Raw genomic sequence first — 26,482 nt, forward strand, 5'->3', positions numbered from 1 at the left:
GCTAATCTTATGTTCGCCACTTACATAAGCTTTTAAAGTAGCTACATCGCGATCTGCACCGCGCGGTCGACAAAAACGCCGTTACCACATGAGTACGGCAGTTTTTTTTGACCAGCAACGCGGCAGTCGCACTCCGATGTAAAAAGCCTGTGAGGAATACTATGAGCCATACTCAACTTATCGCCCCGGTCCAGAAGAACCAGTTGCTGCCGCGCGCCATGCCGGCGGCCGGTCGGGAAATCAAGCTTGCGTCGCGGGTTAGCCTCAGCAGTGCACAACAGAATGAATTGCTGGCCGCCCTGCCGCGCGCCGCGCTCGAATCGCTGTTCGAAGACCTGGAACTGGTCGAACTGCCTTTCGGCAAGGAACTGTATGCCTACGGTAACAACCTGGAATACAGCTACTTCCCTACCACCGCCATCATTTCCTTGCTGTATGTAATGGAGGACGGCGCCACGACGGAAATCGCCGTTGTCGGCCATGAAGGCGTGGCCGGTGCCTCGCTGCTGGCAGGCGAGCGCGCCATGTGCACGGCTGTCGTGCAAAGCGCCGGCTACGGCTACCGCCTGAAAACGCAAAGCTTGCGCGATGCCTTCAATCAAGGCGGCGCCCTGCCCCAGTTGCTGATGCGCTACACCAACGCCCTGTTTGCGCAAATGGCGCAGAACGCCGTCGGCGGCCGCCACAGCTCGATCGAGCAAAAGCTGTGCCGCTGGCTGCTGGACCGCCTGGACCGTTCGCCATCGAATGAATTGAAAGTCACGCAAGAGCTGATCTCCATCATGCTGGGCGTGCGCCGCGAAAGCATCACGGCAGCCGCCGGCAAGCTGCAGGAAGAAGGCTTGATCCACTATCGCCGCGGCAATATCACGGTGCTGGACCGCGCCGGCCTGGAATGCTATGCGGGCGAGTGCTACAAAGTAGCCAAGACGGAATACGACCGTTTGCTGCGCGACGTATCGCGCTGCTGATCAGGCAAGATAAAAAATGGCCGGGCTGCATGCCCGGCCATTTTTTTTGCCGCAACCTCAACTAGGCTTCGGCATCCGCATCGATGTCTTCCGGCTCCGGCGTCAGCGGCAGGGGAATCACGGCTTCCACACAGGTCCCCTTGCCTTCCGGACCCTGGCGCACGGTGAGAGTGCCGCCCAGCAACAAAGCCCGTTCGCGCATGCCCAGCAAGCCATGCGACATGGGTTTTTGCAAGGCATCTTCCGTGATGCCGATGCCGTCGTCGATGACGCGCAGCACCAGGCCGTGCTCGTTGCGTTTCAATGTCACGCTGACCATGCCGGCGCGCGCATATTTCAGAATGTTCGTCAGCGATTCCTGCACGATGCGGAACAGGGCAATCGTCAGGGTGGCTTCGCGGTTGTCGATATTGATGGCCACGTCCGTTTCGCAGCGCACGGAACTCATGCGCGTAAAATCCTCGCAATAGCTTTCGATGGCGGCGCACAGGCCCAGATTGTCCAGCAGGCTCGGGCGCAAATCCTCGACGATGCGGCGCTTCAGCTCCACCGTTTCCAGCAAGGTTGCCTTGGCGCGCCGTAATTGCGCGGCCAGTTCCGGCTGCGCGTGCGCCAGCTGCTGCGTGACGGCGCCCAGGTCCATGCTGATCGAGGTCAAGTTGGCGCCCAGCTCATCATGCAATTCGCGCGCCAGGCGCGCCTTTTCCACTTCGTTGACGCTGATCAAATGGCGCGACAGCACGGATAGCTGCTCCGTGCGCTTGCTGACCGTCGATTCCAGATTGTCGTTGGCATTTTGCAATGCATACTCGACGGCCGCGCGGTTCTGGAAGCTGCGCCGCACCAGCTGGTAAAACATGATCAGCACGAGGATGGCCAGGGCATTGATGCCGATGCCGAGCAGCACGGCTTTCTGGTACTCATGATAAAACGCGGCGCTGCCGGACGACAGCGCTTCATTCTGCTCGCGCGTCATGATCACCACCTGCAGGCGGATCTCGTCCATGGTGGCGCGGTCATCGGTCACGCGGGAAATGTTGACGATCTCGGCCAACCCGCCCTGCCTGTAGACCTCGATTGACTCTTGCAGCATCGACATCTTGCGGCGGATCAAGCTTTTCAGCTGGCCCAGGTTTTTCAGCTGGGTGGGACTGCCCGCGAGCAAAGTCTGCAGCTCGTTGAATTCGTTTTCAATTTCGGTGGTAGCCGTCTTCGACGGCCCCAGATAGGTTTCGGAGCCGGAAATGAAATAGCCGCGCAAGCTGCTTTCCGCGTCGAGCACGAGCACGTTCAAATACTGCAGGCGGTCCGCCACGCGGGCGCTCTGGCTGAGCAAGGCATTCGTGCCCTTCAGCGACTGCAGGTTATGAAAGAGACTGAAACCATTAAGTACAAGCAACAAGGCGCACGTCACGCACAGGATCGTCTTGTACAGGGGCAGGCGGTGATTCGGGGCCGGTTCAGCGGTGAAATACATCCTGATGTGCATCCTTAGCAAGGTTCGGCGCGGGAGAGAGCGCCGGCGCCGGCCAATTATAGTCCTCGCCACAAACTGCTGCACTGCACAAGTCGTGCTGGCCAGCTGGCTGAGCGATCATGTTTCCATGATCGCACCGCAGCGCTAGTCAAGCAAATTGTTTTTCATTGCGTAATAGGTCAAGTCGCTGTTGGATTGCAAGCCCATTTTTTCCATGATGCGCGTGCGGTAGGTACTCACCGTCTTGATGCTCAGCGACAAGGCCACACCGATATCGGACACGGTGGCGCCGCGCGCCAGGCGCAGGAAGACCTGGAACTCGCGGTCCGACAATTCCGTATGCAGGGCGGCATTCGTGTCGCGGTCGAACGACTGCGCCAGCAATTCACCGACGGTGGAGCTGACGTAGCGGCGTCCCTGGAAAACGGTGCGCACGGCCGTCATCAGCTCGTCGGCTTCGCATTCCTTGTTCAGATAGCCATTCGCGCCCATCTTGAACAGGTTCAGCGCGTATTGCTGCGCGGGATAGCCGCTGAGGATCAGCACGGGCAATTCCGGCTGGCCCTGGCGGATCGTGCGCAAGGTATCGATGCCGCTCTGATCGGGCATGGCTATATCGAGCAACAATACATCGCAAATTTCGCGGCGGGCGATATCGAGGGCTTCACGCCCCGTACCGGCTTCCGCCACCACACTGAAATCGCTTGACGACGAAAAAATCTGTTTGAATCCAGCTCGTACTATTTGGTGATCATCACAAATGGCAACGCGTATCATTGTTTCCCCTTAAATTTTCCTGGCCTGGGAAAGACTACCGGAACCTGAACGCTGCTCCGGCTTAGCGTCACTAACAAAAACGCAACATTAACATTATATTCAAAATATGGCGCGCCGTACGGTAGCGTCAACGCCAAGACGGAGCGCCCATGCAGTATAGTCAACTTAGTCAACTGCTACCGGACAACCCCACCTATATTGGTACAAATCTTATTTTAGCAAGTTTAAAATCGCAATTAATTCATTGCGTATCCACACGCGGTCCAGCGGCGCTTCCTGCGGCACAACGGGCATGGCCGGCAGCACTGGCAACTCGTCAAGGATGGCATGCGATGCGCCACGGCTGTCGAGCTTGTTTCGCGCGCCGCTGATGGTAAAGCCCTGCTCGTACAGCAATTCGCGGATACGGCGTATCAGCAGCACCTCATGGTGCTGATAATAACGACGGTTGCCACGTCGTTTGACCGGCTTGAGCTGGGAAAACTCCTGCTCCCAGTAGCGCAACACGTGCGGTTTGACGCCGCACAATTCGCTCACTTCGCCGATCGTGAAATAGCGTTTCGCCGGAATGGGCGGCAAGGCGATCAACTCGGTTTTACTGATGCGCTCGTTCATCGCCACTCACTCAGGCAGCACGTGCCAGCGGACTGGTCTCTTCGACCATGCTTTTCAGCTTCTGGCTCGCATGAAAGGTCACGACACGGCGTGCCGTGATGGGAATCTCTTCGCCCGTCTTCGGATTGCGGCCGGGCCGCTGCGGCTTGTCGCGCAACTGGAAATTGCCGAAACCGGACAGCTTGACGGCCTCGCCACGCTCGAGCGCATTGCGGATCTCGTCGAAAAAGGTCTCGACCATATCCTTCGCTTCGCGCTTGTTCAGGCCCACTTGCTCGAACAACAGTTCGGCCAGTTCCGCTTTGGTCAAGGTGGGTAAATCTTTTTCCGCTTCCTGGCGCACTTTGGCAACCAGCATGGCCCGATGCAAATCGGCGGCCAGTGCGGATTGCAGTACGGCGGAATCAACGTCGCTGTTATTAATTTTCCTGCCCTGCCTTTTCTGTGCGCCCGAGCCTGCCACATGGCAAGCTCGTCTACGGTTGACGACGGAAAGGCCGTCACGCAAGGCGACGGCCGTCCGGTAATTACGAACGCAGTTTCGCGTCGTGGCCCTGCTTGGCCGCATCGATCAGGACAGCCATCAGGCCGTCGACGACATCGTCTTGCAGGGTGTTTTGAGTATCTTGCAAGCTAATCCGGAAAGCAAGGCTTTTTTCATCCACTTCCAGCCCTTTTCCACGATATTCATCAAATAAAACAATGGCTTGCACGATACGCGCTGCCGGGCTCGACTTGGCGGCGGCATGGAAGCTGTCGAGCAGATCCTGCACGGCCACCGATTGCTTGACGACCACGGCCAAGTCGCGGCTGGCGCCAGGGAATTTCGAGATTTCCTGGTACGACGGCACGACTCGTTGCGTCAAGGCAGCGGCGTCGACTTCGAACAGCACGGGCGCCAGCGGCAAGTCGTACTTTTGCATCCAGCGCGGGTGCAATTCGCCGATGAAACCGATGACCTTGCCATCGAGCTCCACATTGGCCGAACGGCCCGGATGCAGGGCAGGATGCTCCGCCTTGGTGAAACGCAGGACCAGCGGTGCAAACAGCGCTTCCAAGTCCGCCTTCACGTCGAAGAAGTCGACCGTGCGTGCAGCCTGGCCCCACTGCTCGTCGGCAACCGCGCCATAGGCCATGGCCGCCACGCGCTTCGGCTGGGCGTAGCCAGCCACCGACAAGGGGCCGTTTTCCACGCTGTCGTCGCGCTGGTAGATGGCGCCCACTTCGAAGATGCGCACGCGGTTCGTCTTGCGGTTCAGGTTATAGCGCACATTGGCGATCAGGCTGCCGATCAGCGAGGAACGCATCACGCTCATCTGGCTGGCGATCGGGTTCTGCAATTTGATCGGGTTCGTATTGCCCGAGAAATCGCGCTCCCATGCCGTATCGACAAAGCTCATGTTAACCACTTCCTGGAAGCCCAGGTCGGCCAGCTCATGACGTACCGCAAACAGCGAGCGGGTATTTTCCGGTGCAATCTGCATCACGTTCGCGGCCACGGGCGGCAAGGTCGGGATGTTTTCAAAGCCGTACACGCGCGCCACTTCCTCGATCAGGTCTTCCTCGATCTCGATGTCGAAACGGTAGCTGGGCGACGTCACGGAAAACACGCCGTCCGCCAGGGTGTATGGCAGGGCCAGGCGCGTGAAGATATCGGCGATCAGCTCATCGTTGAGCGGCACGCCGATGACTTTTTGCGCGCGCGCCGTCCGCATCGACACGGGCTGGCGCTGCGGCAGGTTCACAACGTGGTCGTCGACAGGACCGACGGTCGTGGCCGGCGTGCCGCAGATTTCCACGATCAGGGCCGTGATGCGCTCGATGTGCTCGACGGTGGTGGCGAAATCGACGCCGCGCTCGAAGCGGTGCGCTGCATCGGTCGAGAAATTCAAGCGGCGCGCGCGGCCTTGAATGGCGTTCGGCCACCAGAATGCCGCTTCCAGGTAGATGCTGTCCGTATCGTCCGAAACCGAGCTGGCGTCGCCGCCCATGATGCCGGCCAGCGATTCGATTTCCTGCTCATCGGCAATGACGCCGATCCACTCGTCGACGGCGATGGTGTTGCCATTCAACAGCTTGACGGATTCGCCCTTCTTGCCCCAACGCACGTCGAGGCTGCCGTGGATCTTTGCCAGGTCAAACACGTGGCTGGGACGGCCCAGTTCCAGCATGACATAGTTGGAAATGTCGACCAGGGCCGACAGCGGACGCTGGCCGCTGCGCTCGAGGCGCTGCTTCATCCAGTCCGGCGTGGCTGCCTTGGCGTTCAAGCCGCGGATGACGCGGCCCGTGAAACGGCCGCACAGGTCCGGCGCGCTGACTTTCACGGGCAGGATTTCGTCGCTGGAAACCGGCACGGTGCGGAACTGCGGCGCATTCAGGGGCACGCCCGTCAATGCCGACACTTCGCGCGCCACGCCCAGCACGGACAGGCAGTCCGCCTTGTTCGGCGTCAACTTGATGGTGAATTTCAAGTCGTTGAGCGCAAAGTAATCGCGGAAATTCTGGCCGATCGGCGCGTCGTCCGGCAATTCCATCAAGCCGGCGTTTTCTTCCGACAATTTCAATTCGCGCGCGGAGCACAGCATGCCTTGCGACTCGACGCCGCGCAGCTGGCCCACCTTGATTTCAAATGGCTTGCCATCGGCGCCAGGCGGCAGCACGGCGCCCGCCATCGCGCACACGACTTTCAAGCCCGGGCGCACGTTCGGCGCGCCGCAGACGATGTTGAGCATGGTGCCCGTGCCGACATCAACCTGGCACACATTCAGGCGGTCCGCATTCGGATGTTTTTCCATCTCCAGGACCAGGCCCACCACCACGTTCGAGAACGGCGGGGCGACAGGATCGACGTCCTCGACTTCGAGACCGGACATGGTCAGCAGATGGGCCAGTTCGTCCGAAGTCATCTTCGGATCGACCATGGTACGGAGCCAGTTTTCGGAAAATTGCATAATCAAGCCTTCAAAGGGTCAAAGCTCACAGCGCGAGCGCACAGGCGCTCAAGCGCCATGAATCAAACGGAACAACGCTTAGTTGAATTGCTTCAGGAACCTTAAATCGCCTTCATAGAACAGGCGCAGGTCGTTGATGCCGTAACGCAGCATCGTCAAGCGTTCCAGGCCGGAGCCGAAAGCAAAACCGATGAATTTCTCGGGATCGAGGCCAAAGTTCTTCACCACGGTCGGATGCACCTGGCCGGCGCCCGACACTTCCAGCCAACGGCCTTTCAATGGACCGGAGCCAAAGGCGATGTCGATCTCGGCCGACGGTTCCGTGAACGGGAAGTACGATGGACGGAAGCGCACTTGCAAATCGTCCGTCTCGAAGAAGGCCTTGACGAAATTCAGGTACACACCCTTCAGGTCGGCAAAGCTGATGTCTTCGGCGATCCACAGGCCTTCGACCTGGTGGAACATGGGCGAATGGGTGGCGTCGCTGTCGACGCGGTAGGTGCGGCCTGGCGCGATGACCTTGATCGGCGGCGTGTGCGTGCGCGCGTAGCGCACCTGCATCGGGCTCGTGTGCGTGCGCAGCAGCAAGGGCTTGCCATCGGTATCGTTGCCGTCGATGTAGAACGTGTCTTGCATGGAACGGGCCGGGTGGTTTTCCGGGCTGTTCAGCGCCGTGAAGTTGGTCCAGTCGTTCTCGATTTCGGGGCCGTCGGCCACGTCAAAGCCGATCGAGCGGAAGATTTCCTCGACCCGTTCCCACGTGCGCATCACGGGATGGATGCCACCGGGCATGCGGCCACGGCCTGGCAGGGTCACGTCGATCGCTTCGGCGTTCAGACGACCTTGCATCTGGGCATCGGCCAGCGCATCACGGCGCGCCGTCAGCGCGTCCTCGATCTGCACTTTGACGGCGTTGATCAGGGCGCCTTGCGCCTTGCGCGCGTCCGGGTCCAGCTTGCCCAGGCCCTTCATCATTTCAGTAATCTGGCCAGTCTTGCCCAGGTAGCGGGCTTTGGCGTTTTCAAGTGCGGCAGCGTCTGCGGCGGCGATAAAGTCAGCCTGGGCCGAGACGACGAGTTCTTCTAGGGAGTTCATGCGGCATTTCCTGTTTTGGACATCAATTCTGGACTCGCTTATCTAAAGTCCAACAATCAAAAACGGAAACGGGGCATAAGGTTCACACCCCTGCCCCGCTCTTTATGACAACCGACCTAATCTGCTGCGCGTCGTGATCTACGGTTTGCGATGCTCACCGTACTTTCGTACGGTTGCGCTTCTCGACCGCAACTCCCTTCCGCTCGCGACGATTTTGTCGGTCGCCGTTCTAACGTCACCCTACGGATGACGTTGTGCAATGACCGATGCTTACGCAGCGATTTTTGCTTTAACTGCGTTGACAATCGCAGCGAATGCTGGCTTGTCCATCACAGCCATATCGGCCAGGACTTTACGGTCCAGTTCGATATTTGCTTTTTTCAAGCCGTTCATGAATACGCTGTACGTTACGCCATGCTCACGGGAAGCGGCGTTGATACGGGCGATCCACAGGCGGCGGAAAACGCGTTTCTTGTTGCGGCGATCGCGGTAAGCGTATTGGCCAGCGCGCATAACTGCTTGCTTGGCAACACGGTATACACGGCTGCGGCGACCACGGTAGCCTTTAGCTTGAACAAGAATCTTTTTATGACGGGCACGAGCTGTAACCCCACGTTTTACTCTAGGCATAGTAACTCCTTAAATTGAGTGTGAGATTAAGCAGTCGGCATCATGCGCATGACGGATGTGACATCCGATGCGTTGATGTTACGGGTACCGCGCAACTGACGTTTGTTTTTGGTGGTTTTCTTGGTCAGGATGTGGCGTTTGAACGCGTGACCCGACTTGACTGTTCCACCTGGACGCACGCGAAAACGTTTTTTCGCGGAGCTTTTGGTCTTCATTTTAGGCATAGCAATCTGTCCTCTTACGGACAGCTCCATTTATAACAGGATTGCAGGTGGCAACACGACGCTGCGCTTAGATGCCTGCTTTCACATGTTGTGCAGCGGATGCGAGTCCGCTACAGTTCACGCGGCCCGGGCATTGCTGACCGGGCCGCGCAAATTCTGCCTGGAATCTGGTGTCGCGCCCATGCAGGCACAAACCACGTCGATCCACAGTAAAACGCTATTGTAGCTTACTTCTTCTTCTTAGGCGAAAGAACCATGATCATTTGGCGGCCTTCCATCTTCGGGAACTGCTCGACCTGGCCGTACGGCTCCAGGTCGGCTTTCAGACGTTCCAGCATGCGGAAGCCAATATCCTGATGCGCCATCTCACGACCGCGGAAACGCAAGGTGATCTTGGTTTTATCGCCATCTTCGAGGAACTTGATGAGATTACGCAACTTGATATTGTAGTCACCATCATCAGTCCCCGGACGGAATTTAACTTCCTTCACGAGGATGATCTTTTGCTTCAATTTGGCTTCGTGAGCTTTCTTTTGCTCCGAATACTTAAATTTGCCGTAGTCCATCAAACGGCACACCGGTGGCTGCGCGGTAGGCGCAATTTCCACCAGGTCGACGTTTGCCTCTTCCGCCAGGCGGAAGGCTTCAGCCAAACTTACGATACCGAGTGGCTCGTTATCGACCCCGCTTAAACGCATTTCAGGGGCAGTGATTTCGCCATTGATGCGATGTGACTTGTCAGTAGCTATTGTAATTTCCTTTAAAAATCTTGTAAGACGGTCGTGCAGCGAGTTTCCTCGTCAGGCCTTGGTGTCGACTTCATGTTTGAGTCGCTCAATCAGGGCATCGACGGACATGACGCCCAGATCGACATTGCCCCGCGCCCGCACGGCCACTGTATTCGCATCCCGCTCTTTGTCGCCAATCACTAAGATGTAAGGCAATTTTTGTACGGAATGTTCACGTATTTTATAGGTAATCTTCTCGTTACGCAAATCAGCCTGTACGCGCAGCCCCGCTTTGCGCAGTTTTGTTGTAACTTCCTGTACATAGTCGGCTTGAGCGTCGGAAATATTCAACACCGACACTTGCACTGGCGACAACCACAGCGGCATGGCGCCCGCATAGTGTTCGATCAGGATGCCGATGAAACGTTCCAGCGAACCGACGATCGCGCGGTGCAGCATGATGGGCACCTGGCGCGTATTGTCCACGGCCACGTATTCCGCACCCAGGCGGCCCGGCATCGACGGATCGATCTGCACGGTGCCCACTTGCCATGCGCGGCCCAGACTGTCCTTCAGGTGGTATTCGATCTTCGGACCATAGAACGCGCCCTCGCCCGGCAATTCCGTCCATTCCACGCCGCAGGCGCGCAAGGCCGAACGCAGCGATTCCTCGGCGAAATCCCACGACTCTTCCGTACCGATGCGGTTATCCGGGCGCAAAGCCAGTTTCACATCGATATTCGTGAAGCCGAAAGCCGTGTACACATCCATTGCCTGCTGGTGGAACGCCGTCACTTCGCCGGCGATCTGCTCTTCCAGGCAGAAAATGTGACCATCGTCCTGCGTAAAGCCGCGCACGCGCATCATGCCGTGCAAGGCGCCCGACGGCTCATTGCGGTGGCATTGACCGAATTCGCCGTAGCGCAATGGCAAGTCGCGGTAGCTGCGCATGCCATTGTTGAAAATCTGGATATGGCCAGGGCAATTCATCGGCTTCAGCGCATAGGCGCGGTTTTCCGATTCCGTGATGAACATGTTTTCACGGTAATTGTCCCAGTGACCGGTTTTTTCCCACAGGCCACGGTCCAGAATTTGCGGCGCCTTGACTTCCTGATAGCCATTGACCTGATACACATTGCGCATGTATTGCTCGACTTGCTGCCAGATCGACCAGCCTTTCGGATGCCAGAAGATCAGGCCTGGCGCTTCCTCCTGGAAATGGAAGAAATCGAGCTGCTTGCCCAGCTTGCGGTGGTCGCGCTTTTCCGCCTCTTCCAGATTGTGCAGGTACAGTTCCTGGTCTTCCTTCTTGGCCCAGGCCGTGCCATAGATACGCTGCAGCATCTCGTTTTTCGAGTCGCCGCGCCAGTAGGCGCCGGCCAGCTTCATCAGCTTGAAGACTTTCAGCTTGCCCGTCGATGGCACGTGGGGGCCGCGGCACAAGTCCGTGAACTTGCCCTCGGAATACAGCGACACTTCCTGGTCGGCGGGAATCGAGCCGATCAGCTCCGCCTTGTACGCCTCGCCGATACCCTTGAAGTATTCGATGGCTTCGTCGCGCGCGACAACCTTGCGCGTGACTTGCTCATCCTTCTTGGCCAGTTCCGCCATTTTCTTTTCGATCGCCGTCAAATCTTCGGGCGTGAACGGACGCTTGTAGGCGAAGTCATAGTAGAAACCGTTGTCGATCACGGGACCGATGGTTACTTGCGCGTCAGGGAACAACTCCTTGACGGCATACGCCAGCAAGTGGGCCGTCGAGTGGCGGATCACTTCCAGGCCATCGGCGTCCTTGTCCGTGACAATCGCCAGTTCCGCATCCTGCTCGATCAGATAGGAAGTATCGACCAGTTTGCCGTCGACCTTGCCGGCCAGCGCAGCCTTGGCCAGACCGGTACCAATATTGGCCGCAACCTGGGCCACGGTGACCGGGCCGTCGAATTGACGGGCGGAACCATCGGGAAGTCGGATTGTAAGCATATTGATCTCCATATCGGCGCTGGCGCCAGGTAAAACTGCAATGTGATGGGTAAAATACTGAAAGGAAAACGCAGACGCAAAAAAACGCGGACTAGCCGCGTTTTTCACTTTCTTGAGACAAAGGAAACCCGTTCGACTAGCGTCACTCCCAAAGCTTGGTAGTAGTTCGCGGTGTCATAACCGGCTTTACCTTTCTCTCTAACTGCATTCTGGTGGGCGGTGAGGAATTCGAATCCCCGACCCCTTGGATGTCGACCAAGTATTCTAACCAGCTGAACTAACCGCCCGTAAAACTTTTGTTGATCATTGTATTTCAAATGACCGCTTGCGGCTTGCGCCAGCTTAAAAACCATCTACTGCCAAATTCTGGTGGGCGGTGAGGAATTCGAATCCCCGACCCCTTGGATGTCGACCAAGTATTCTAACCAGCTGAACTAACCGCCCCGAAGACCAGCATTATAGAGAGGCTTTCCCAGAATGACAAGGGCTGTTTTACAGGAAACTTTAATCATTTCCCGGGGCGTCAGCCCCCTTTATATAGAGTAGGCCCGGCGCACGCGGAATGCCGCTAGAATCGCGGCATGAACTCCACCATATTAGCCTGGCTGAAAACCCTGAGCCGCATCTGCGGTTTTGAAACGGCCGACTCCTTCCCGCCCGGCCACCCGTATGCACGCACGCGCTGGGAAGCCGCGTATTTCGATATCGCCTCCGACGTAAAACCTGACGAGATCGAACGGCGCATTTGCGCGGCCATTGCCAACACGCCGAGCGTCTTCGCCTACATCACCAATCCCACGCCGCGCATGCAGCGCGCGCTGCTGAACGTGATCCACGACCGGCTGCGGCGCCAGCCCGGCGCGGGCGCCACGGACCTGGTCTTGTTATTGATCAATGCCTACGCCAGCGACCACGTCACGGAAGCCGTGCCCGGCCTGCGCGCCCTGATCTGCAACACGGAGCACGAAGACACGAATCTGCGCGTGCATGCCATCCTGGAATTGCTGGTGGGCACGCCACGGGGACTCGATGTCATCGACATGTAGTCGTCACGCATGATTCGCGGGAACGTAGCGCGCCCGCAAGCGCATGAACGGCGTTTCCACCAATCTATATAAGAGCCAGCCCGTGACGATGCTCACAGCGATACTGACCAGTATCGCCGTGAGGCCATCCGGCCCGTAGCCAAAGTCTTGCAACAAGGGGCGCAGCAAAATGCACAGCTGCTTGTGCAGCAGATAGATCGCATACGACCACAAGGCCAGGCTGGCGGCGCCCGGCACGCGCAGTGTATAGAGTGCGCTGGCGGGACTGAGCGCCGCGATCAGCAGCAGGGTAAAACTGGCCGCCAGGGCCGGATAGCCGAACACCGCCACCCAATAGCCATAGTGATCGGTGAGAAACACATAAAACATCAGCGCCGTGCCCGCGATTCCCGCCAGCAAGCTGCGGTTGCCGTAAGAGGTCAGGCGCGACCAGGCGCCAGGGTGGTAGCTCTTCAGCAGCGCCAGCGCCACGCCCGCCACCAGCTCGTCGAAGCGGCACCACGACGCGTAATAAATATACTTGTAATACCCGAGGCCGCCGCGCGGCACTTGCACGTATTCATCCCACAAATAGGCGCGCACCAGCATGCCGACGATAAAGCTGGCGGCCACGGCCAGCCAGGCCCACAGCAGCGACTTGCGGCAGGCGGCGATCACCAGGGCCACGGCCGGCAGCAGCACATAGAACTGTTCTTCCACGCACAAGGACCACGCATGCGAAAACGCCGTACCCGGCGTCAGATTGATGTTTTGCGTAAAGGTCAGGAATTTCCACAGGGGCAGCAGCGCGCTATCGCCGCGGAACGCGGGCCACAAATAATACAGGGCCAGCACGGCATAGAAACTGGGCAAGGTGCGCAGGAAGCGCCGCGCATAGAAACGCGACAAGGAAAATCCATGTTCGCTGCGCAAGGCCGCAAAAATCTGGTTGCCGATCAGATAACCGCTGAGGGCAAAGAACAGGTCCACGCCCACCCAGCCGATTTCGCCCCAGAAACCAAACGCCCCACCCTCGCTGACGAACAGCAAATAATGGTTCATGAAGACAAGCACGATGGCCAGCGCGCGCAAGGTATCGAGGCCGTACAGGCGGGAAGGATGGGACGTACTGGACATGGAATCGGCAAGGGAAAACAACGGTGGCGCCGATCATGCCACGCCGCACGCCGCCATGGCCAACTTTTTACAGGCGTCCATGGCGAATCCCGCTAAAATATGCCGACCCCGCTTTCCCTTCCCGCAACAGCATAGGATATGTCCAGCATGAGCAGCGCACTCCACTTCAAATCCATCAACTACACGGGCCAGGGCAGCGGCCCGCGCCTGATCGTCACGGGCGCCGTGCACGGCAATGAAACCTGCGGCACCAAGGGCATTCACCGCGTGATGGCTGAACTCGACAGCGGCGCCCTCTCCATCGTGGCCGGCAGCGTCACCTTCGTGCCCATCACCAATCCGCTGGCCTATGCCAAGGGCGTGCGCAGCGGCGACCGCAACCTGAACCGTAATCTGTTCCCGAACGACAATCCGCAGGATTTCGAAGACCGCATCGCCAATTGGCTGTGCCCGCTGTTGGGCCAGCATGACGTGCTGCTGGACTTGCACTCGTTCAATGCCGATAGCCAGCCCTTCGTCATGGTCGGACCACGCAACAACGATGGCCCGCTGCAACCGTTCAAGCACGAGGACAAGGAGCGCGCACTGGCACGCCGCCTGGGCGTGCGCCGCTTCGTCGATGGCTGGCTGCACGCTTACGGCCAGGGCGTGCAGCGCCGCCTGGGCAATAGCGACCAGGTGGGCCTGGTCTTGCGCTACGGCGTGGGCACGACGGAATACATGCGCTCGACGGGCGGCTACGCCTTGACCCTGGAATGCGGCCAGCATGCGGACCCGGCCGCGCCAGATGTCGCTTACCGCGCCATCATGAACACCCTCGCCTTCCTCGGCTTCATCGACGCGCCGCAGCCGGAAGCGATCGCCGACGCCGACATGGAAGCGCTGAACATGGTCGTCGTGCACGACAAGCTGCACGCGGATGACCGCTTCATCAAGACCTGGTCCAGCTTTGACAAGGTGAAACAAGGCGAGCAGATCGGCGTGCGCGCGGACGGCACGCCCGTAACGGCCGAATTCGACGCCTACATCCTCTTCCCGGACGTCAATGCGGCGGCGAATGCCGAGTGGTATTACCTGGCGCGGGTGGCCAGCAACTTTTGATTAGTGGCCGACGGACTTTGAAAACAAGTTAATGACCAGCACGCCGGCAATGATCAGCCCCAGGCCAATCAAGGCCGGCGTATCGAGGCTTTGCTTGAACCAGAACCAGCCGACGGCGGAAATGAGCACGATGCCCACGCCGGACCAGATGGCGTAGACGATGCCGGTAGGAATGACCTTCAAGGTCAGAGACAAACACCAGAAGGCGATGCTGTAGCCAACCACGGTAATGATGCTGGGCCATAAGCGACTGAAGCCCTCGGACGCCTTCAAGGCGCTGGTGGCGATCACTTCGGCGATGATGGCGATGGCGAGGTAGAAATATGTCATGGCGAGACTCATGCTGGCATCCTTTATTGTGGGCTGAGCAGTTTCAAGCCCAGGATGCCCGAAACGATCAGGGCGATGCAGGCGATGCGCGCGGCGCTGGCCGGCTCGCCCAGCACCATGATGCCGAAGATGGCCGTGCCGACGGTACCGATGCCCGTCCAGATGGCGTAGGCCGTGCCCAGCGGCAAGGTGCGCAAGGCCAGGCCCAGCATCACTACGCTGCCCAGCATGGAAATGGCGGTCAATACGGATGGCACGAGGCCGGTAAAGCCGGCACTGTATTTGAGGCCGATGGCCCAGCCGATTTCCAGCAAGCCCGCCAATACCAGAATGATCCACGCCATACTTTTCTCCCGAGGCGGCAGGGTCGTCCCCGCCATACAGCCCCGTCATCGAGCAGGGTCGTCCCCACTGGAGCAAAGGGAAAAGTATACCATTGGGTGAAAACTCTTGCCGCCAGCACATTTTTTCTAGTGCGTCCGCTCCAATCGAAAGTTGCCAAAAAACATGCTGATGGCAGCATAATTGCCGCATCCATTCACTTTCGGGAACAATGATGCTACTTCTGGCCCAAATCCTTACCGCCCTCATCCTGCTGCTGCACGCCTACATCGTGCTGCTGGAAACCGTGCTGTTCGATGCGCGCGGACGCAAGGTGTTTGGCCTGTCCAAGGAAAAAGCGGAGATCGTGCGTCCCGCCATGTCGAATCAGGGTTGCTACAACGGTTTTCTCGTCGCCGCCCTGACGCTGGGCTTTTTTCACCCGGACGCGGCCATCGCCTATGCGTTTACCGTGTTCGGCCTGGCCTGCATCGCCGTGGCCGGCGTGTGGGGCGCAGCCACCGTCATGACGCGCATCCTCTACCTGCAAACCGTGCCGGCCGTCATCGCCTTGCTGCTGTTCCACTTCGCCTGATACCTGCCAGGGCGGCCAGCCGGCCGCCCTGGCCCGCTCCGCTCCGCACTGCCTGCGCATACCCCAAATGGGTGATGTTTCCAAAAAACATGCCCGATACAATTCCTTGTAGCAAAAATACCACCAGACACATGGTGGCAAGTCACAGTCCACAGGGGAAATCATGCAAGCACATCCAACCACCTTTGCCGTCACATTGCTCGGCTGCCTCATGCTGTCCGCCTGCGGTGGTGGCGGCGGCGACGGCAGCGGCTCCGGCTCCGGCAGCGGTTCCACCAGCGCCGGCGGCACCAGCGGCACCTCGGCAAACTGCCAGTACAGCAACCTGATCAGCGATACGGAGCGCAAGCAGGCCAGCGCCTGCGGCGTCCAGGTATCGGGCAACTACGCCCAGGCGGACTCGGGATACGACAGCGTGGTCGCCGCCTGCAAACAGGGGCAGAAAACCGTTGCCGATACCTATTACAACGGCACGTACCAGAAAATGGTCGACTACGCGCGCTCTGTGAGCAAGGAGCTCGGCTGCGGGCAAAACAATGGCCCCACCTTGCCCAACAACACGACGGCAAGCAACTACAATTTCTGTGTCAAGAGCACCACTGTCAGTGGTAAGCTCAGCTATGAAGGCGCTTGCTACGGCCCCGTCAAATCGGGCGAAGGCGGCTGCGGCAGCGGCTATAACTATGTCAGCCAGTATGCCAGCCTCAGCACGTGCACATCCGGCGGCAAAAGCTGGCTGGAATCGCGCTAGGGAAGCCGGGCGGCCGTAGCAAGGGCCGCCCCCAGATGTGTCTTGTCCACCGCTTGCCGCCATGAGGATCGCCAATGACGCCATCGCTCGCCGTCGCCAGCCAGGCACTGATTGCCCTGATCTACGAAGCGGCCACGCGGCATGGCGCCTGGTCGCAATTCCTCGCCGCCTTTGCGCAACAACTGAAATCGCACGCGGGTTTGATCTGGGCCAATGATTTCAGCAACCGCTCGGTCGACGTCCAGCTGCCCGGCAGCGGCCTGTCCGCCACGTATGGCTTCGAGTCGGATGCCATGGCCAGCTTTGCCAGCTATTACGGCGCGCGCAATGTCTGGCTGGAAGACGCCACCCTGCACCGCGAGGGAGCCGTCGTCACCGGCTCCATGCTGTTTCCCGACCATTGCCTGAAGAAAACCGAATACTGGAACGACTGGCTGCGCCCGCAAGACATCTTTTATACGGCGGCGGCCATCGTCGAATTGCGCGCCGAGCGCTCCACCAATGTCACCGTGGTGCGCCGCGAACAGGCGGGCGCCTATGACGCGGGCGAACTGGCGCTGGTCCGCAGCCTGATGCCGCATTTGCAAACGGCCTTTGCCCTGCAGCGCAAGCTGCGCCGGCTGGAAGTGCTGTCCCAGAGTTCCACGCAGGTGCTGGAATTGCTGCCGTTTGGCGTGCTGCTGCTCGACGCCACCTCGCAACTGCTGTATGCCAACGAGCGGGCACTGGCCATGACGGCCGCGACGCGGCTGCTGCATCTGCGCGAAGGCGCACCCCTGTATTGCCCGCGCGAAGCGGACAACGGCGCGCTGCGGCGCATACTGCACGAGGCGGCCCAAACGGGCACGACGGCGGCAGGCGGTCCCGGCGGCGTGCTCAATCTGAATGGATTGACGGGCGAACAGCTGCGCCTGCGCGTCACGCCCCTGCCTTCCTGGCACAGCCCGTTCGGCTCGGCCAGCGCCATCGCCGTTTTCCTCAGCGACAGCAGCGACCTGATCACCTCCCTGGCCGCCACCCTGCGCAATTTCTATGGCATGACGGTGGCCGAGGCGCGCCTGACGGAAGCGCTCGTCAACGGCTATTCCTTGCAGGAATACGCCGAACGCCAGCGCATTTCCATCCACACGGCGCGCACGCAGATCAAGAGCGCCACCGCCAAGGCCGGCGCCCAGCGCCAGGTGGATCTGGTGCGCATCGTGCTGACGGGCCCGGCCGTGCTGCAGCGCAATCCCCTACCCGCCTGAATCCATTCAAAAACGCGCGCCGCCAGCACGCTTTTCATTTATATCGTAAGATAGATATATCGTAAAACAGCGATATTAAAATTGAACAACTACGATATATACATCGCTGAAAAGCGAATTGTATGTTAAGGAGAAACAATATGGATATCGACGCCATCCACAAGGCGCTGGCCAATCCGGTGCGCCGGCAGATTTTGCAATGGCTGAAAGAGCCGCAGCTGTATTTCCAGGAGCAGGATCACCCGCTGCACCTGGGCGTGTGTGCCGGCCTGATCGACCGCCGCCTGAACCTGTCGCAATCGACGGTCTCGGCGCACCTGGCCAGCTTGCAGAAGGCAGGCCTGATTTCGGCCACCAAGGTGGGCCAATGGAGTTTCTTCAGCCGCAATGAAGCCACCATCGAAGCCTTTCTCGAACACATGCAGCAAGGTTTGTAAGCACATAGTTCATCTTGACAACCCCGTCTCAACACCGCCTGAACGGCACCCACAAGGACAATCATGGCAACTTTATTCGACCCCATCACCATTGGCAGTTTGCAACTAAAAAACCGCATCATCATGGCGCCGCTGACGCGTTCGCGCGCCGGCAACCCGGGCCGCGTGCCCAACGCCCTGATGACGGAGTACTACACGCAGCGCGCTTCGGCCGGCATGATCATCTCGGAAGCGACGGCCGTCACGCCCCAAGGCGTGGGCTATGCCGACACGCCGGGCATCTGGTCCGAGGAACAGGTGGAAGGCTGGAAACACATCACCCAGGCCGTGCATGACGCAGGCGGCTTGATCGTATTGCAACTGTGGCATGTGGGCCGCATTTCCGCCCCCGTCTTCCTCGATGGCGACTTGCCCGTGGCGCCCAGCGCCGTCAAGCCGGCCGGCCACGTCAGCCTGCTGCGCCCGAAACAGGAATTCGTCACGCCGCGCGCGCTGGACACGGAAGAGATCCCCGGCATCGTGGCAGCCTACCGCCTGGGCGCCGAAAATGCGAAAAAAGCCGGTTTCGACGGCGTGGAAATCCATGGCGCCAATGGTTATTTGCTCGACCAGTTCCTGCAAGACAGCACCAACTTGCGTACCGACAACTATGGCGGCTCCGTTGAAAACCGCGCCCGTTTGATGCTGGAAGTGACGGACGCGTGCATCGACGTGTGGGGCGCCGACCGGGTCGGCATGCATCTGGCACCGCGCCGCGATGCGCACGACATGGGAGATTCCGACCCGCGCGCCACCTTCGGCTATGTGGCACGCGAGCTGGGCAAGCGCGGCATCGCCTTCATCTGCGCCCGCGAAGCGCTGGGCGACGACCGCCTGGGCCCGTACCTGAAGCAGGAATTTGGCGGCGTGTACATTGCCAACGAGAAAATGGACAAGGCGGCGGCCGAAGCCCTGCTGGCCAACGGTGAAGCCGATGCCGTGGCCTTTGGCCTGTGGTTCATCGCCAACCCCGACCTGCCCATCCGCCTGCACAGCGACGCGCCATTGAATCCCCTGAATCCGGATACCCTGTACGCAGCGGACGCTGCCGGCTACACGGACTACCCGGCACTGGCGGCACACGCCTGAACGGCTCTTTGAGAATACCCTGAGAGCTCCCTGAGCGGCACTAAGCTGCTCATCCCCGCTCCTCCCCCACTGGCGGCGGACGCAACGATACCAACGCAACTCACTGCGTGACGATCGCGGCGCCCGCCGTTTTCGCCGCTTTTTTTTAATGACACTGCCGCTCCCCATCGTCAGCGCCATCGGCGCCGTGCCGGCCGGGCCGGACGACGCGCCTGCACGCTGCTGAAGACCCGGCGTATCACCTCGACCGGTACCGCGTGTTCGCGCAAATAGGCTGTCGCCACCGTCCGTCCCAGGGTGTGATGAAAAGCGACGCCCCGCTCGACGAGCTCGGCCATCGCTTTGTCCGTTCGCACATGCTCCCCGTTTACATCGTCGATGTTGTTTTTCATGCCATGGCTCCATGTCGGGTGGATCAACGCTGCGTCAAGTTTTGACCACATTGTGCGCATTTAGTGCCCGACACAGTGACCAAGCATCGTTAAAATAGCGGCAGCAACCGCCTCGACACCGCATGAATAGCGGCCTCGGCTGCTTGTCGCCATCGCCAGCCCCGTATAGAATGCCTGCGCAGAATTTTTGCTTCAAGGAAAATGGCCACCAGCGCCATCCCATTAAGAACAGTGTCACTGAAGGGTATCAATGGACGATTTATTTGTACAAGCGGGCGACTTGCCGACCTGGCACCAGCGCTGCGCGCTGCGCGTGCTGCACCTGTTTGGCTGGCGCATGCGCTTCCGTCCCCTGCCGGGACCGCGCGGCATCGCCGTCGTCTACCCGCACACGTCCAACTGGGATTTCATGGTGGGCCTGTTCGGCAAATGGGCGCTGTCCCTGCCGTTCCGCTGGCTGGCCAAGGATTCCCTGTTCCGCGGCCCGATGGGCAAGGTGCTGCGCTACCTCGGCGGCGAACCCGTCGACCGCAGTACCACCAGCGGCACGATCCAGCGCCAGGCCGAGCGCATGCTGGCCGCCGACTGGTACTGGCTGGCCATCACGCCGGAAGCGACGCGCAGCTACCGCCCGAACTGGAAGAGCGGCTTTTATCACCTGGCCCTGGCCGCCAAGGTGCCGCTGTTGCTGGTGTATATCGACTACCCGAACAAAGTGCTGGGCGTCGTCGACCATATCTATCTGACGGGCGACAAGGACGCCGACATGGCCGCCATCGCCGCCGTGTATGCGGGCCATCAGGGCTTGCATCCAGAAAAGGCGGCGCCCATCGTGCTGTCCGAGAAGCGCCCCGGCGCTTAATTCATTCCCATCAGCACCACGCCGGCGGCCGTCATGGCCACGCCGGCCAGGCGCAGCATGCGCTCGGCCAGTACCTGGCCGATGAAACGTCCCGCCCCCAGCAAGATGGCCGAAGCCAGCAGGAAGCCGCACGCGGCCGAGGCGGCCGGCAATTCCTGGCCATGCGCATTGCCATGCGCCAGCGCAAACAGGCCCACCAATCCCATGCCCAGCCAGTTCGGCAAGGCCAGCGCCAGCGCGATGGCCAGTCCCACCAGCGCCACCGTGGCGGCGATACCCGTCTCCAGCCCGGGTACCGCCACGCCCGCCATGCCTGCCAGCGCGCCGAGCAGCATCATGCCGAGGAAAGTGGCGGGCTGGGCCAAGCCGCGGCGCTGCTGGCCGCCCCAGATGCCCACGCCCAGCATGGCCAGCAAATGGTCGATGCCCGTGAACGGATGGGCGAAACCGGCCAGGAAACCGGCGCTCTCGCCATGGCCGGGGTGGGCCATTGCGGGCAAGGCCAGCAGGCACAGCGCCGCCACGGCGGCCGTATTTTTCATCAGTCTTGCACTCATTGCAGCTCCTTGCCTGGTTGATCGAGCAAACCTTGCTCGCGGATAAAATCAATGACGACCTGCACGCCGTCGCCGCTGCGCAGGTTGGTAAACACGAAGGGGCGCTCGCCGCGCATGCGCTTGGCATCCTGCGCCATGATGTCCAGATTGGCCCCCACATACGGCGCCAGGTCCGTCTTGTTAATAATGAGCAAATCGGAACGCGTGATGCCGGGCCCGCCCTTGCGCGGAATTTTTTCGCCGCCGGCCACGTCGATCACATAAATGGTGAGGTCCGACAATTCCGGGCTGAAGGTGGCGGCCAGATTGTCCCCGCCCGATTCGACCAGGATCAAATCGAGATTCGGAAAATCTGCCTGCATGCGCGCGATCGCTTCAAGGTTGATGGACGCGTCTTCGCGGATGGCCGTGTGCGGGCAGCCACCCGTCTCCACGCCCATCAGGCGCTCGGCCGGCAAGGCATCCGCGCGCAGCAGGATTTCCATGTCTTCCTTGGTATAGATGTCATTCGTGATGACGGCCATGTCGTAGCGCTCGCGCATGCCCTTGCACAGCATTTCGCACAGGGCAGTCTTGCCCGATCCGACGGGGCCGCCGATGCCCACGCGCAGGGGATTGGAGGTGATCGATGTCATTTTTTGCTCTCTCATAAAATTTTCAGGAACGGTACAGCCGGCTGTACTGCACTTCGTGCCGCATCGACAGCAGCGACAGGCCGGGCGCCCAGTTGCCCATCTCGTCGTCTGCTAACGTCTGCGCCGTGAGGGCCGCCGCTTCCAGCTCCGGGCGCAGCGACAGCAGCAATCGCTGGCCCGCCACCTGTCCCAGCGGCACGGATTTCACGCAGACGAGCACCTGATTTTCCACCCACGCAAACAGCATGGCCAGCAGCGCTTGCTCGCGCGGAATCGCCAACGCCGCCACGGCGCAGGCATAGGCCGTGGGCAAGGCCACCTCCGGCTGGCCCTGCAGCATGTCGATCAGCACGCCGTCGGCCACGCCCAGCTCGGCCAGCAACTTGGTCAGCGAATAGCCCATCTGGATGGTCTCGGCGCGAAATTCCGCCGTGTCGCGCGAAGCGATGAAACGCTCGCTCCAGCGCTGCACGGCGCACAAATCCTGCGCTTCGAACGCTTGCATCAAGCGCCAGCACAGCGGGGCTTCCCAACGCGCCACTACGTGCGTCAGATGCTGGGCGATCCACTCGCGCGCCGTGGCCGCATCCACTACCAGGCCGGATTCGAGCGCCGCCTCCAGCCCCTGCGAATAGCTGTAGGCGCCAATCGGCAAGGCCGGACTGGCAAACTGCAGCAAATGCAGCAGGGCGGACGCCTGCATCATGCAATGTCACCGGGGCGGTGGATTTTCTGCCGCAGCGGCACGGGCGCCAGCAAATGCTGGCCATGGCCGTCGTGGTGGCCATGGCCGCCGCCATACGCGCCCGCTTCCGGCTCGAACGGCGCGCTTTCTTCCGTCACAGTCGCCTGCAAGCCTTCCAGCATCTCCTTCAGCACCACGTCCTTGCGGATGCGCAAAAAGCCGTCGCCCACCTGCGCCTGCGTGTGGCGGTTCCCCAGGTGAAAAGCGCAGCGCAGCAGGGTATGCGCATCCGCGCAGCGCACCAGGTAGGTCGGCTCGCGCGCGGCGACGATCTGCACCACCTGGCCATCCGGCCCCGTCATGCGCTCGCCGTCGCGCAGCACCGTGCCGCGCACGGTAAACACGGCCACGTCGTCGCCAGTCGACAGCACGGCGCGCAGCCGGCATTTTTCGCGCTGGTCGTAGGGCAGCACCAGTTGCGCAAACGGCGCGCGTTCATCGCCAGGTGCCAGCTTGGTATGCAATGTGAGCATGATTGTCTCCTGCTTAAAATAGAAAATAGCGCTGCGCCATCGGCAGCACGGCGGCCGCCTCGCACACGAGCAGCTGGCCGTCGGCGCGTACGGCATAGGTTTCCGGGTCCACTTCCATGTGCGGCGTGGCGCTGTTGTGGATCATGTCGTGCTTGCGCAAGCCGCGCATGTTCTTCACGGCGATGATAGATTTATTCAGTTTCAGCTGGTGGCCGATATCGAGGTCGTAGGCCGCCTGCGAGACGAAGGTAAACGACTTTTTCAGGCCGCCGCCGAAGGCGCCGAACATCATGCGATAGTGCACGGGCTGCGGCGTGGGGATCGAGGCGTTCGGGTCGCCCATCTGCGCGGCGGCGATCATGCCGCCTTTTAGAATCATCGAGGGCTTGACGCCGAAGAAGGCCGGCTTCCACAGCACGAGGTCGGCGATCTTGCCCGCCTCGATGGAGCCCACCACATGCGATATCCCATGCGTGATGGCCGGGTTGATCGTGTACTTGGCGACGTAGCGCTTGGCGCGGAAATTGTCGCTGCGCGCCGTATCGGGCGCAAGCGGCCCCCGCTGCACCTTCATCTTGTGCGCCGTCTGCCAGGTGCGCATGATCACTTCACCGACTCGCCCCATGGCTTGCGAGTCGGACGACATCATCGAGATGGCGCCGATGTCGTGCAGGATGTCTTCCGCGGCGATGGTTTCGCGGCGGATGCGCGACTCGGCAAAGGCCACGTCTTCGGCGATCGCCGGGTCCAGGTGGTGGCACACCATCAGCATGTCCAGGTGCTCGTCGAGCGTGTTGACGGTGAAGGGCCGCGTGGGATTGGTCGACGAAGGCAGCACGTTGGACTGGCCCACGGCGGCGATGATGTCGGGCGCATGGCCGCCGCCCGCGCCTTCCGTGTGGAAGGTGTGGATGGTGCGGTCCTTGAAGGCGGCCAAGGTGTGCTCGAGAAAACCGCCTTCGTTGAGGGTATCGCTGTGCAGCGCCACCTGAATATCCATGCGGTCCGCGACGGAAAGGCAGTTGTCGATGGCGGCCGGCGTGCTGCCCCAGTCTTCGTGCAGTTTCAAGCCGATGGCGCCCGCGCGCACCTGCTCTTCCAGCGGCAGCGGCAGGCTGACGTTACCTTTACCCATGAAGCCCAGGTTCATCGGGAAGGCGTCGGCCGCCGCCAGCATGGCGTGCAGGTGCCACGGCCCCGGTGTGCAAGTGGTGGCGGCCGTGCCCACGGCCGGTCCCGTGCCGCCGCCCAGCATGGTGGTCACGCCGCTCATCAGCGCTTCCTCGATCTGCTGCGGGCAGATGAAGTGGATGTGGGTATCGACGCCGCCGGCCGTGACGATCATGCCTTCGCCGGCGATGATCTCGGTGGCGCCGCCAATAGCCAGGGTCACGCCGGACTGGATGTCTGGATTGCCCGCCTTGCCGATGCCGAAGATCAGCCCGTTTTTCAGGCCGATGTCCGCCTTCACGATGCCCCAGTGGTCGAGGATGACGGCATTCGTGATGACGGTATCCATCACCTCGGCAGCGCTGCGCTGCGACTGGCCCATGCCGTCGCGAATCACCTTGCCGCCGCCGAATTTCACTTCTTCGCCGTAGATCGCGTAGTCATGCTCGATCTCGATGAACAGTTCCGTATCGGCCAGGCGGATGCGGTCACCCTTGGTGGGGCCGAACATTTCGGCATACGCGCTGCGGGGAATGCTGGCCATCTCAATCCTTTCCCGGTGGAGTATCTTGCAGTTCGCCCATCACTGCGCCATTGAAGCCGTAGACCTTGCGCTCGCCCGCCAGCGCCACCAGTTCCACCGTGCGCTGCTGGCCCGGCTCGAAGCGCACGGCCGTACCGGCCGTGATATTGAGGCGCATGCCGTAGGCGCGCCAGCGCTCGAAGGACAGCGCAGGGTTGACTTCGAAAAAGTGGAAATGCGAGCCCACCTGGATCGGCCGGTCGCCCCGGTTGGCCACTACCACGGTGGCCGTGGCGCGTCCGACATTCAAGCTGATTTCGCCTTCTTCCAATTTGTATTCGCCTGGGGTCATGACCGGCTCCTGTAATGTCGCTTGTATGGTTAAGGTATCGGGTGGTGCACGGTGACCAGCTTGCTGCCGTCGGGGAAGGTCGCCTCCACCTGGATATCGGGGATCATCTCGGCGATGCCGTCCATGACGTCGGCGCGCGAGAGTATCTTCGTACCGTCCGACATCAGCTGCGCCACCGACTTGCCATCGCGCGCCCCTTCCATGATGGCCGCGCTGATCAGGGCCACCGCTTCCGGATAATTCAACTTCAAGCCGCGCGCCAGGCGCCGTTCGGCCAGCAGCGCGGCCGTAAAAATGAGCAGCTTGTCTTTTTCGCGGGGAGTCAGGTCCATGTCTTTCCTTGTCTTTCCTGATTAAGTGTTCCAGATGCGGGGCACGACGGCGCCGCGCCCCAGCATGGCGGGACGCAGCAGCTGCCAGGCGGCCAGCATGATGCGGCGCGCCGCCTCGCTGTCGCCGCACAGCAGGCGCACCGCCACCAGCGATTTCATGTGCGTGGCGCCAAACGCGGCGCCGTCCGGCACGGCGATCTCGCGCACGGCCGCCAGCACGGCGGGAGAAACGGGCGTGCCGATGGCGATCAGGGTGGCGCACACGGTGTGGCCTCCCAGGCCCAGCGGGCTGGCCATCAGCGCGCCGCCGGCGGCCAGCACGCCCTGCTCCCACCACAGCAGCTTGCCGCCACGGCGGATCTGCACCTGCTGGCTGATGCTGCCCGTATTGAACATTTCGCCCGAGGCGCTGCGGCCCAGGCAGACGATGTCGCAGCCGATGTAGCTGGCGTCGACCGCCAGTTCCACTTCATGGCGCAGGCGCACGCAAGCCTGGTCGAAGAAAATGCTCTCCTGCGGCAGCCACTCGATGGCCGCGCCGCTGGCGGCGCGCAGCATGATGTGCTGGCCCGAGACATGGCCGTTGGCGCGGTACCATTTGGCGGCGCCCGGGGACGTGAGCAAGGCGTGCGCACCCTCGCCCACCGTGGCGTCGACGGCCAGCTGGTCGCCGCCCACCACGCCGCCGGGCGGATGGATGATGATGGCGTGGCAGACGCGATCGCCCTCCGGATACAGGGGCTTTTGCACGCGCAGGGGGCCGCTGTGCGTACGCTCGACGAGGCGGCTGACGCCATCGTGCAGCGCAAAGCCCAGGCGCAAATGCGCCTGCCAGGCGCCGTGAGCGCTGGCCTGCAAAAGCATGGCTGGAGGGGTACTGTCTGGCATGCGGGGCAATCGCGTAAATAAGCGATTACC

31 protein-coding genes and 2 tRNA genes are annotated in these 26,482 nt (G+C 60.8%); 9 read left to right on the top strand and 24 right to left on the bottom strand.

Features of this window, described 5'->3' with window-relative positions; all coding sequences use genetic code 11:
• Positions 1–161 precede the first annotated feature (161 nt).
• A complete protein-coding gene (locus LSO07_RS19485) occupies positions 162–971 on the top strand; it encodes a Crp/Fnr family transcriptional regulator (RefSeq protein ID WP_034783188.1) in 810 nt (269 codons plus the stop codon).
• A gap of 61 nt (positions 972–1,032) precedes the next feature.
• On the opposite strand, the gene LSO07_RS19490 is transcribed toward LSO07_RS19485, so the two are convergent.
• The 12 genes from LSO07_RS19490 to LSO07_RS19545 form a co-directional block, all read right to left on the bottom strand.
• The gene (locus LSO07_RS19490) at positions 1,033–2,448 is read right to left on the bottom strand and encodes a sensor histidine kinase (protein WP_151096331.1); all 1,416 of its coding nucleotides are present in this window, start codon (positions 2,446–2,448) and stop codon (positions 1,033–1,035) included.
• Positions 2,449–2,592: 144 nt separating this feature from the next.
• Positions 2,593–3,225 carry a response regulator gene (locus LSO07_RS19495; protein WP_034783185.1) on the bottom strand — a complete coding sequence of 211 codons (633 nt, stop codon included), beginning with the start codon at positions 3,223–3,225 and terminating at the stop codon, positions 2,593–2,595.
• Positions 3,226–3,435: 210 nt separating this feature from the next.
• Entirely contained in the window at positions 3,436–3,840 is a 405-nt protein-coding gene (locus tag LSO07_RS19500) for a MerR family transcriptional regulator (protein ID WP_034783182.1), read from the bottom strand.
• A 10-nt stretch (positions 3,841–3,850) separates the two neighbouring features.
• Positions 3,851–4,198: an integration host factor subunit alpha gene (locus tag LSO07_RS19505; RefSeq protein WP_010399205.1), complete on the bottom strand. Its 348-nt coding sequence runs from the start codon at positions 4,196–4,198 to the stop codon at positions 3,851–3,853.
• A gap of 169 nt (positions 4,199–4,367) precedes the next feature.
• Positions 4,368–6,794: a phenylalanine--tRNA ligase subunit beta gene (gene pheT / locus LSO07_RS19510; RefSeq protein ID WP_151096332.1), complete on the bottom strand. Its 2,427-nt coding sequence runs from the start codon at positions 6,792–6,794 to the stop codon at positions 4,368–4,370.
• 78 nt (positions 6,795–6,872) lie between these two features.
• Positions 6,873–7,889: a phenylalanine--tRNA ligase subunit alpha gene (pheS, locus tag LSO07_RS19515; RefSeq protein ID WP_034751917.1), complete on the bottom strand. Its 1,017-nt coding sequence runs from the start codon at positions 7,887–7,889 to the stop codon at positions 6,873–6,875.
• A gap of 270 nt (positions 7,890–8,159) precedes the next feature.
• Positions 8,160–8,519: a 50S ribosomal protein L20 gene (gene rplT, locus LSO07_RS19520; protein WP_010399214.1), complete on the bottom strand. Its 360-nt coding sequence runs from the start codon at positions 8,517–8,519 to the stop codon at positions 8,160–8,162.
• A 26-nt stretch (positions 8,520–8,545) separates the two neighbouring features.
• The gene (rpmI, locus tag LSO07_RS19525) at positions 8,546–8,743 is read right to left on the bottom strand and encodes a 50S ribosomal protein L35 (RefSeq protein WP_038493025.1); all 198 of its coding nucleotides are present in this window, start codon (positions 8,741–8,743) and stop codon (positions 8,546–8,548) included.
• A 227-nt stretch (positions 8,744–8,970) separates the two neighbouring features.
• Positions 8,971–9,531: a translation initiation factor IF-3 gene (gene infC, locus LSO07_RS19530; protein ID WP_205711303.1), complete on the bottom strand. Its 561-nt coding sequence runs from the start codon at positions 9,529–9,531 to the stop codon at positions 8,971–8,973.
• A 12-nt stretch (positions 9,532–9,543) separates the two neighbouring features.
• Positions 9,544–11,451, bottom strand: coding sequence for a threonine--tRNA ligase (gene thrS, locus LSO07_RS19535; protein ID WP_070280420.1), 1,908 nt, complete (start codon positions 11,449–11,451; stop codon positions 9,544–9,546).
• 210 nt (positions 11,452–11,661) lie between these two features.
• Positions 11,662–11,738, bottom strand: a tRNA-Val gene (locus tag LSO07_RS19540).
• 80 nt (positions 11,739–11,818) lie between these two features.
• Positions 11,819–11,895, bottom strand: a tRNA-Val gene (locus tag LSO07_RS19545).
• A gap of 137 nt (positions 11,896–12,032) precedes the next feature.
• Between LSO07_RS19545 and LSO07_RS19550 the strand changes: the two genes are divergently transcribed.
• On the top strand, positions 12,033–12,497 hold the full coding sequence (locus tag LSO07_RS19550) for a hypothetical protein (protein ID WP_151096333.1): 465 nt from the start codon (positions 12,033–12,035) through the stop codon (positions 12,495–12,497).
• Between the two features lie 3 nt (positions 12,498–12,500).
• Here the strand turns inward: LSO07_RS19550 and LSO07_RS19555 are convergent, their stop codons facing one another.
• Positions 12,501–13,613 carry an acyltransferase family protein gene (locus tag LSO07_RS19555; RefSeq protein ID WP_191909730.1) on the bottom strand — a complete coding sequence of 371 codons (1,113 nt, stop codon included), beginning with the start codon at positions 13,611–13,613 and terminating at the stop codon, positions 12,501–12,503.
• A gap of 138 nt (positions 13,614–13,751) precedes the next feature.
• Between LSO07_RS19555 and LSO07_RS19560 the strand changes: the two genes are divergently transcribed.
• Positions 13,752–14,714 carry a succinylglutamate desuccinylase/aspartoacylase domain-containing protein gene (locus LSO07_RS19560; protein ID WP_151096334.1) on the top strand — a complete coding sequence of 321 codons (963 nt, stop codon included), beginning with the start codon at positions 13,752–13,754 and terminating at the stop codon, positions 14,712–14,714.
• Here the strand turns inward: LSO07_RS19560 and LSO07_RS19565 are convergent, their stop codons facing one another.
• Together LSO07_RS19565 and sugE are read right to left on the bottom strand one after the other, a co-directional pair.
• The gene (locus tag LSO07_RS19565) at positions 14,715–15,044 is read right to left on the bottom strand and encodes an SMR family transporter (protein ID WP_151097794.1); all 330 of its coding nucleotides are present in this window, start codon (positions 15,042–15,044) and stop codon (positions 14,715–14,717) included. It abuts the gene before it with no gap.
• Positions 15,045–15,067: 23 nt separating this feature from the next.
• Entirely contained in the window at positions 15,068–15,388 is a 321-nt protein-coding gene (gene sugE / locus LSO07_RS19570) for a quaternary ammonium compound efflux SMR transporter SugE (protein ID WP_151096335.1), read from the bottom strand.
• A 209-nt stretch (positions 15,389–15,597) separates the two neighbouring features.
• Here sugE and LSO07_RS19575 point away from each other — a divergent pair, with 209 nt between their 5' ends.
• The 5 genes from LSO07_RS19575 to LSO07_RS19595 all read left to right on the top strand — a co-directional run bounded on the left by LSO07_RS19575 (position 15,598) and on the right by LSO07_RS19595 (position 19,523).
• Positions 15,598–15,960 (top strand): DUF1304 domain-containing protein, encoded by a 363-nt coding sequence (locus LSO07_RS19575; RefSeq protein ID WP_404811496.1) that lies wholly within the window; start codon positions 15,598–15,600, stop codon positions 15,958–15,960.
• Positions 15,961–16,123: 163 nt separating this feature from the next.
• Positions 16,124–16,711, top strand: a complete 588-nt coding sequence (locus tag LSO07_RS19580; protein ID WP_191909731.1) for a hypothetical protein — start codon at positions 16,124–16,126, stop codon at positions 16,709–16,711.
• Positions 16,712–16,785: 74 nt separating this feature from the next.
• Complete coding sequence (locus LSO07_RS19585) at positions 16,786–17,958, top strand: helix-turn-helix transcriptional regulator (protein ID WP_151096337.1); 1,173 nt, start codon at positions 16,786–16,788, stop codon at positions 17,956–17,958.
• A 140-nt stretch (positions 17,959–18,098) separates the two neighbouring features.
• A complete protein-coding gene (locus LSO07_RS19590; RefSeq protein WP_070280336.1) occupies positions 18,099–18,395 on the top strand; it encodes an ArsR/SmtB family transcription factor in 297 nt (98 codons plus the stop codon).
• 63 nt (positions 18,396–18,458) lie between these two features.
• Positions 18,459–19,523, top strand: coding sequence for an alkene reductase (locus LSO07_RS19595; protein ID WP_034783166.1), 1,065 nt, complete (start codon positions 18,459–18,461; stop codon positions 19,521–19,523).
• Positions 19,524–19,693: 170 nt separating this feature from the next.
• Here the strand turns inward: LSO07_RS19595 and LSO07_RS19600 are convergent, their stop codons facing one another.
• The gene (locus tag LSO07_RS19600) at positions 19,694–19,915 is read right to left on the bottom strand and encodes a hypothetical protein (protein WP_034783165.1); all 222 of its coding nucleotides are present in this window, start codon (positions 19,913–19,915) and stop codon (positions 19,694–19,696) included.
• Between the two features lie 250 nt (positions 19,916–20,165).
• On the opposite strand from LSO07_RS19600, the gene LSO07_RS19605 reads away from it, so the two are divergent.
• The gene (locus LSO07_RS19605; protein ID WP_092605733.1) at positions 20,166–20,777 is read left to right on the top strand and encodes a 1-acyl-sn-glycerol-3-phosphate acyltransferase; all 612 of its coding nucleotides are present in this window, start codon (positions 20,166–20,168) and stop codon (positions 20,775–20,777) included.
• Here LSO07_RS19605 and LSO07_RS19610 read toward each other — a convergent pair.
• From LSO07_RS19610 to LSO07_RS19645, 8 genes are read right to left on the bottom strand one after another with little or no spacing between them, the layout of a single operon-like run.
• A complete protein-coding gene (locus LSO07_RS19610; RefSeq protein WP_225317358.1) occupies positions 20,774–21,334 on the bottom strand; it encodes a HupE/UreJ family protein in 561 nt (186 codons plus the stop codon). The two genes, LSO07_RS19605 and LSO07_RS19610, sit on opposite strands and share 4 nt — an antisense overlap.
• Positions 21,331–21,969, bottom strand: a complete 639-nt coding sequence (gene ureG / locus LSO07_RS19615) for an urease accessory protein UreG (protein ID WP_034783159.1) — start codon at positions 21,967–21,969, stop codon at positions 21,331–21,333. The genes LSO07_RS19610 and ureG overlap by 4 nt, the downstream gene beginning before the upstream one ends.
• A 22-nt stretch (positions 21,970–21,991) precedes the next feature.
• Positions 21,992–22,672 carry an urease accessory protein UreF gene (locus LSO07_RS19620; RefSeq protein WP_151097800.1) on the bottom strand — a complete coding sequence of 227 codons (681 nt, stop codon included), beginning with the start codon at positions 22,670–22,672 and terminating at the stop codon, positions 21,992–21,994.
• Entirely contained in the window at positions 22,672–23,187 is a 516-nt protein-coding gene (gene ureE, locus LSO07_RS19625; RefSeq protein WP_151096338.1) for an urease accessory protein UreE, read from the bottom strand. Before ureE ends, LSO07_RS19620 begins: the two co-directional genes overlap by 1 nt.
• A 13-nt stretch (positions 23,188–23,200) precedes the next feature.
• On the bottom strand, positions 23,201–24,901 hold the full coding sequence (gene ureC, locus LSO07_RS19630; protein WP_151096339.1) for an urease subunit alpha: 1,701 nt from the start codon (positions 24,899–24,901) through the stop codon (positions 23,201–23,203).
• A gap of 1 nt (position 24,902) precedes the next feature.
• Positions 24,903–25,232: an urease subunit beta gene (locus LSO07_RS19635; protein WP_151096340.1), complete on the bottom strand. Its 330-nt coding sequence runs from the start codon at positions 25,230–25,232 to the stop codon at positions 24,903–24,905.
• Positions 25,233–25,261: 29 nt separating this feature from the next.
• Positions 25,262–25,564 carry an urease subunit gamma gene (locus tag LSO07_RS19640; protein WP_034751936.1) on the bottom strand — a complete coding sequence of 101 codons (303 nt, stop codon included), beginning with the start codon at positions 25,562–25,564 and terminating at the stop codon, positions 25,262–25,264.
• A gap of 21 nt (positions 25,565–25,585) precedes the next feature.
• Positions 25,586–26,452 carry an urease accessory protein UreD gene (locus LSO07_RS19645; protein ID WP_151096341.1) on the bottom strand — a complete coding sequence of 289 codons (867 nt, stop codon included), beginning with the start codon at positions 26,450–26,452 and terminating at the stop codon, positions 25,586–25,588.
• Positions 26,453–26,482 lie beyond the last annotated feature (30 nt).

This window comes from Janthinobacterium sp. PLB04 (genome assembly GCF_021165895.1).
Taxonomy (GTDB): domain Bacteria; phylum Pseudomonadota; class Gammaproteobacteria; order Burkholderiales; family Burkholderiaceae_D; genus Janthinobacterium; species Janthinobacterium lividum.

Excerpts from the sequence above, each read along its gene's own strand:
- LSO07_RS19485 (WP_034783188.1), top strand. The coding sequence starts at position 162 with ATGAGCCATACTCAACTTATCGCCCCGGTCCAGAAGAACCAGTTGCTG.
- LSO07_RS19490 (WP_151096331.1), bottom strand. The coding sequence starts at position 2,448 with ATGTATTTCACCGCTGAACCGGCCCCGAATCACCGCCTGCCCCTGTAC.
- LSO07_RS19495 (WP_034783185.1), bottom strand. The coding sequence starts at position 3,225 with ATGATACGCGTTGCCATTTGTGATGATCACCAAATAGTACGAGCTGGA.
- LSO07_RS19500 (WP_034783182.1), bottom strand. The coding sequence starts at position 3,840 with ATGAACGAGCGCATCAGTAAAACCGAGTTGATCGCCTTGCCGCCCATT.
- LSO07_RS19505 (WP_010399205.1), bottom strand. The coding sequence starts at position 4,198 with ATGCTGGTTGCCAAAGTGCGCCAGGAAGCGGAAAAAGATTTACCCACC.
- pheT (WP_151096332.1), bottom strand. The coding sequence starts at position 6,794 with ATGCAATTTTCCGAAAACTGGCTCCGTACCATGGTCGATCCGAAGATG.
- pheS (WP_034751917.1), bottom strand. The coding sequence starts at position 7,889 with ATGAACTCCCTAGAAGAACTCGTCGTCTCGGCCCAGGCTGACTTTATC.
- rplT (WP_010399214.1), bottom strand. The coding sequence starts at position 8,519 with ATGCCTAGAGTAAAACGTGGGGTTACAGCTCGTGCCCGTCATAAAAAG.
- rpmI (WP_038493025.1), bottom strand. The coding sequence starts at position 8,743 with ATGCCTAAAATGAAGACCAAAAGCTCCGCGAAAAAACGTTTTCGCGTG.
- thrS (WP_070280420.1), bottom strand. The coding sequence starts at position 11,451 with ATGCTTACAATCCGACTTCCCGATGGTTCCGCCCGTCAATTCGACGGC.
- LSO07_RS19550 (WP_151096333.1), top strand. The coding sequence starts at position 12,033 with ATGAACTCCACCATATTAGCCTGGCTGAAAACCCTGAGCCGCATCTGC.
- LSO07_RS19555 (WP_191909730.1), bottom strand. The coding sequence starts at position 13,613 with ATGTCCAGTACGTCCCATCCTTCCCGCCTGTACGGCCTCGATACCTTG.
- LSO07_RS19560 (WP_151096334.1), top strand. The coding sequence starts at position 13,752 with ATGTCCAGCATGAGCAGCGCACTCCACTTCAAATCCATCAACTACACG.
- LSO07_RS19565 (WP_151097794.1), bottom strand. The coding sequence starts at position 15,044 with ATGACATATTTCTACCTCGCCATCGCCATCATCGCCGAAGTGATCGCC.
- sugE (WP_151096335.1), bottom strand. The coding sequence starts at position 15,388 with ATGGCGTGGATCATTCTGGTATTGGCGGGCTTGCTGGAAATCGGCTGG.
- LSO07_RS19575 (WP_404811496.1), top strand. The coding sequence starts at position 15,598 with ATGATGCTACTTCTGGCCCAAATCCTTACCGCCCTCATCCTGCTGCTG.
- LSO07_RS19580 (WP_191909731.1), top strand. The coding sequence starts at position 16,124 with ATGCAAGCACATCCAACCACCTTTGCCGTCACATTGCTCGGCTGCCTC.
- LSO07_RS19585 (WP_151096337.1), top strand. The coding sequence starts at position 16,786 with ATGACGCCATCGCTCGCCGTCGCCAGCCAGGCACTGATTGCCCTGATC.
- LSO07_RS19590 (WP_070280336.1), top strand. The coding sequence starts at position 18,099 with ATGGATATCGACGCCATCCACAAGGCGCTGGCCAATCCGGTGCGCCGG.
- LSO07_RS19595 (WP_034783166.1), top strand. The coding sequence starts at position 18,459 with ATGGCAACTTTATTCGACCCCATCACCATTGGCAGTTTGCAACTAAAA.
- LSO07_RS19600 (WP_034783165.1), bottom strand. The coding sequence starts at position 19,915 with ATGAAAAACAACATCGACGATGTAAACGGGGAGCATGTGCGAACGGAC.
- LSO07_RS19605 (WP_092605733.1), top strand. The coding sequence starts at position 20,166 with ATGGACGATTTATTTGTACAAGCGGGCGACTTGCCGACCTGGCACCAG.
- LSO07_RS19610 (WP_225317358.1), bottom strand. The coding sequence starts at position 21,334 with ATGAGTGCAAGACTGATGAAAAATACGGCCGCCGTGGCGGCGCTGTGC.
- ureG (WP_034783159.1), bottom strand. The coding sequence starts at position 21,969 with ATGACATCGATCACCTCCAATCCCCTGCGCGTGGGCATCGGCGGCCCC.
- LSO07_RS19620 (WP_151097800.1), bottom strand. The coding sequence starts at position 22,672 with ATGCAGGCGTCCGCCCTGCTGCATTTGCTGCAGTTTGCCAGTCCGGCC.
- ureE (WP_151096338.1), bottom strand. The coding sequence starts at position 23,187 with ATGCTCACATTGCATACCAAGCTGGCACCTGGCGATGAACGCGCGCCG.
- ureC (WP_151096339.1), bottom strand. The coding sequence starts at position 24,901 with ATGGCCAGCATTCCCCGCAGCGCGTATGCCGAAATGTTCGGCCCCACC.
- LSO07_RS19635 (WP_151096340.1), bottom strand. The coding sequence starts at position 25,232 with ATGACCCCAGGCGAATACAAATTGGAAGAAGGCGAAATCAGCTTGAAT.
- LSO07_RS19640 (WP_034751936.1), bottom strand. The coding sequence starts at position 25,564 with ATGGACCTGACTCCCCGCGAAAAAGACAAGCTGCTCATTTTTACGGCC.
- LSO07_RS19645 (WP_151096341.1), bottom strand. The coding sequence starts at position 26,452 with ATGCCAGACAGTACCCCTCCAGCCATGCTTTTGCAGGCCAGCGCTCAC.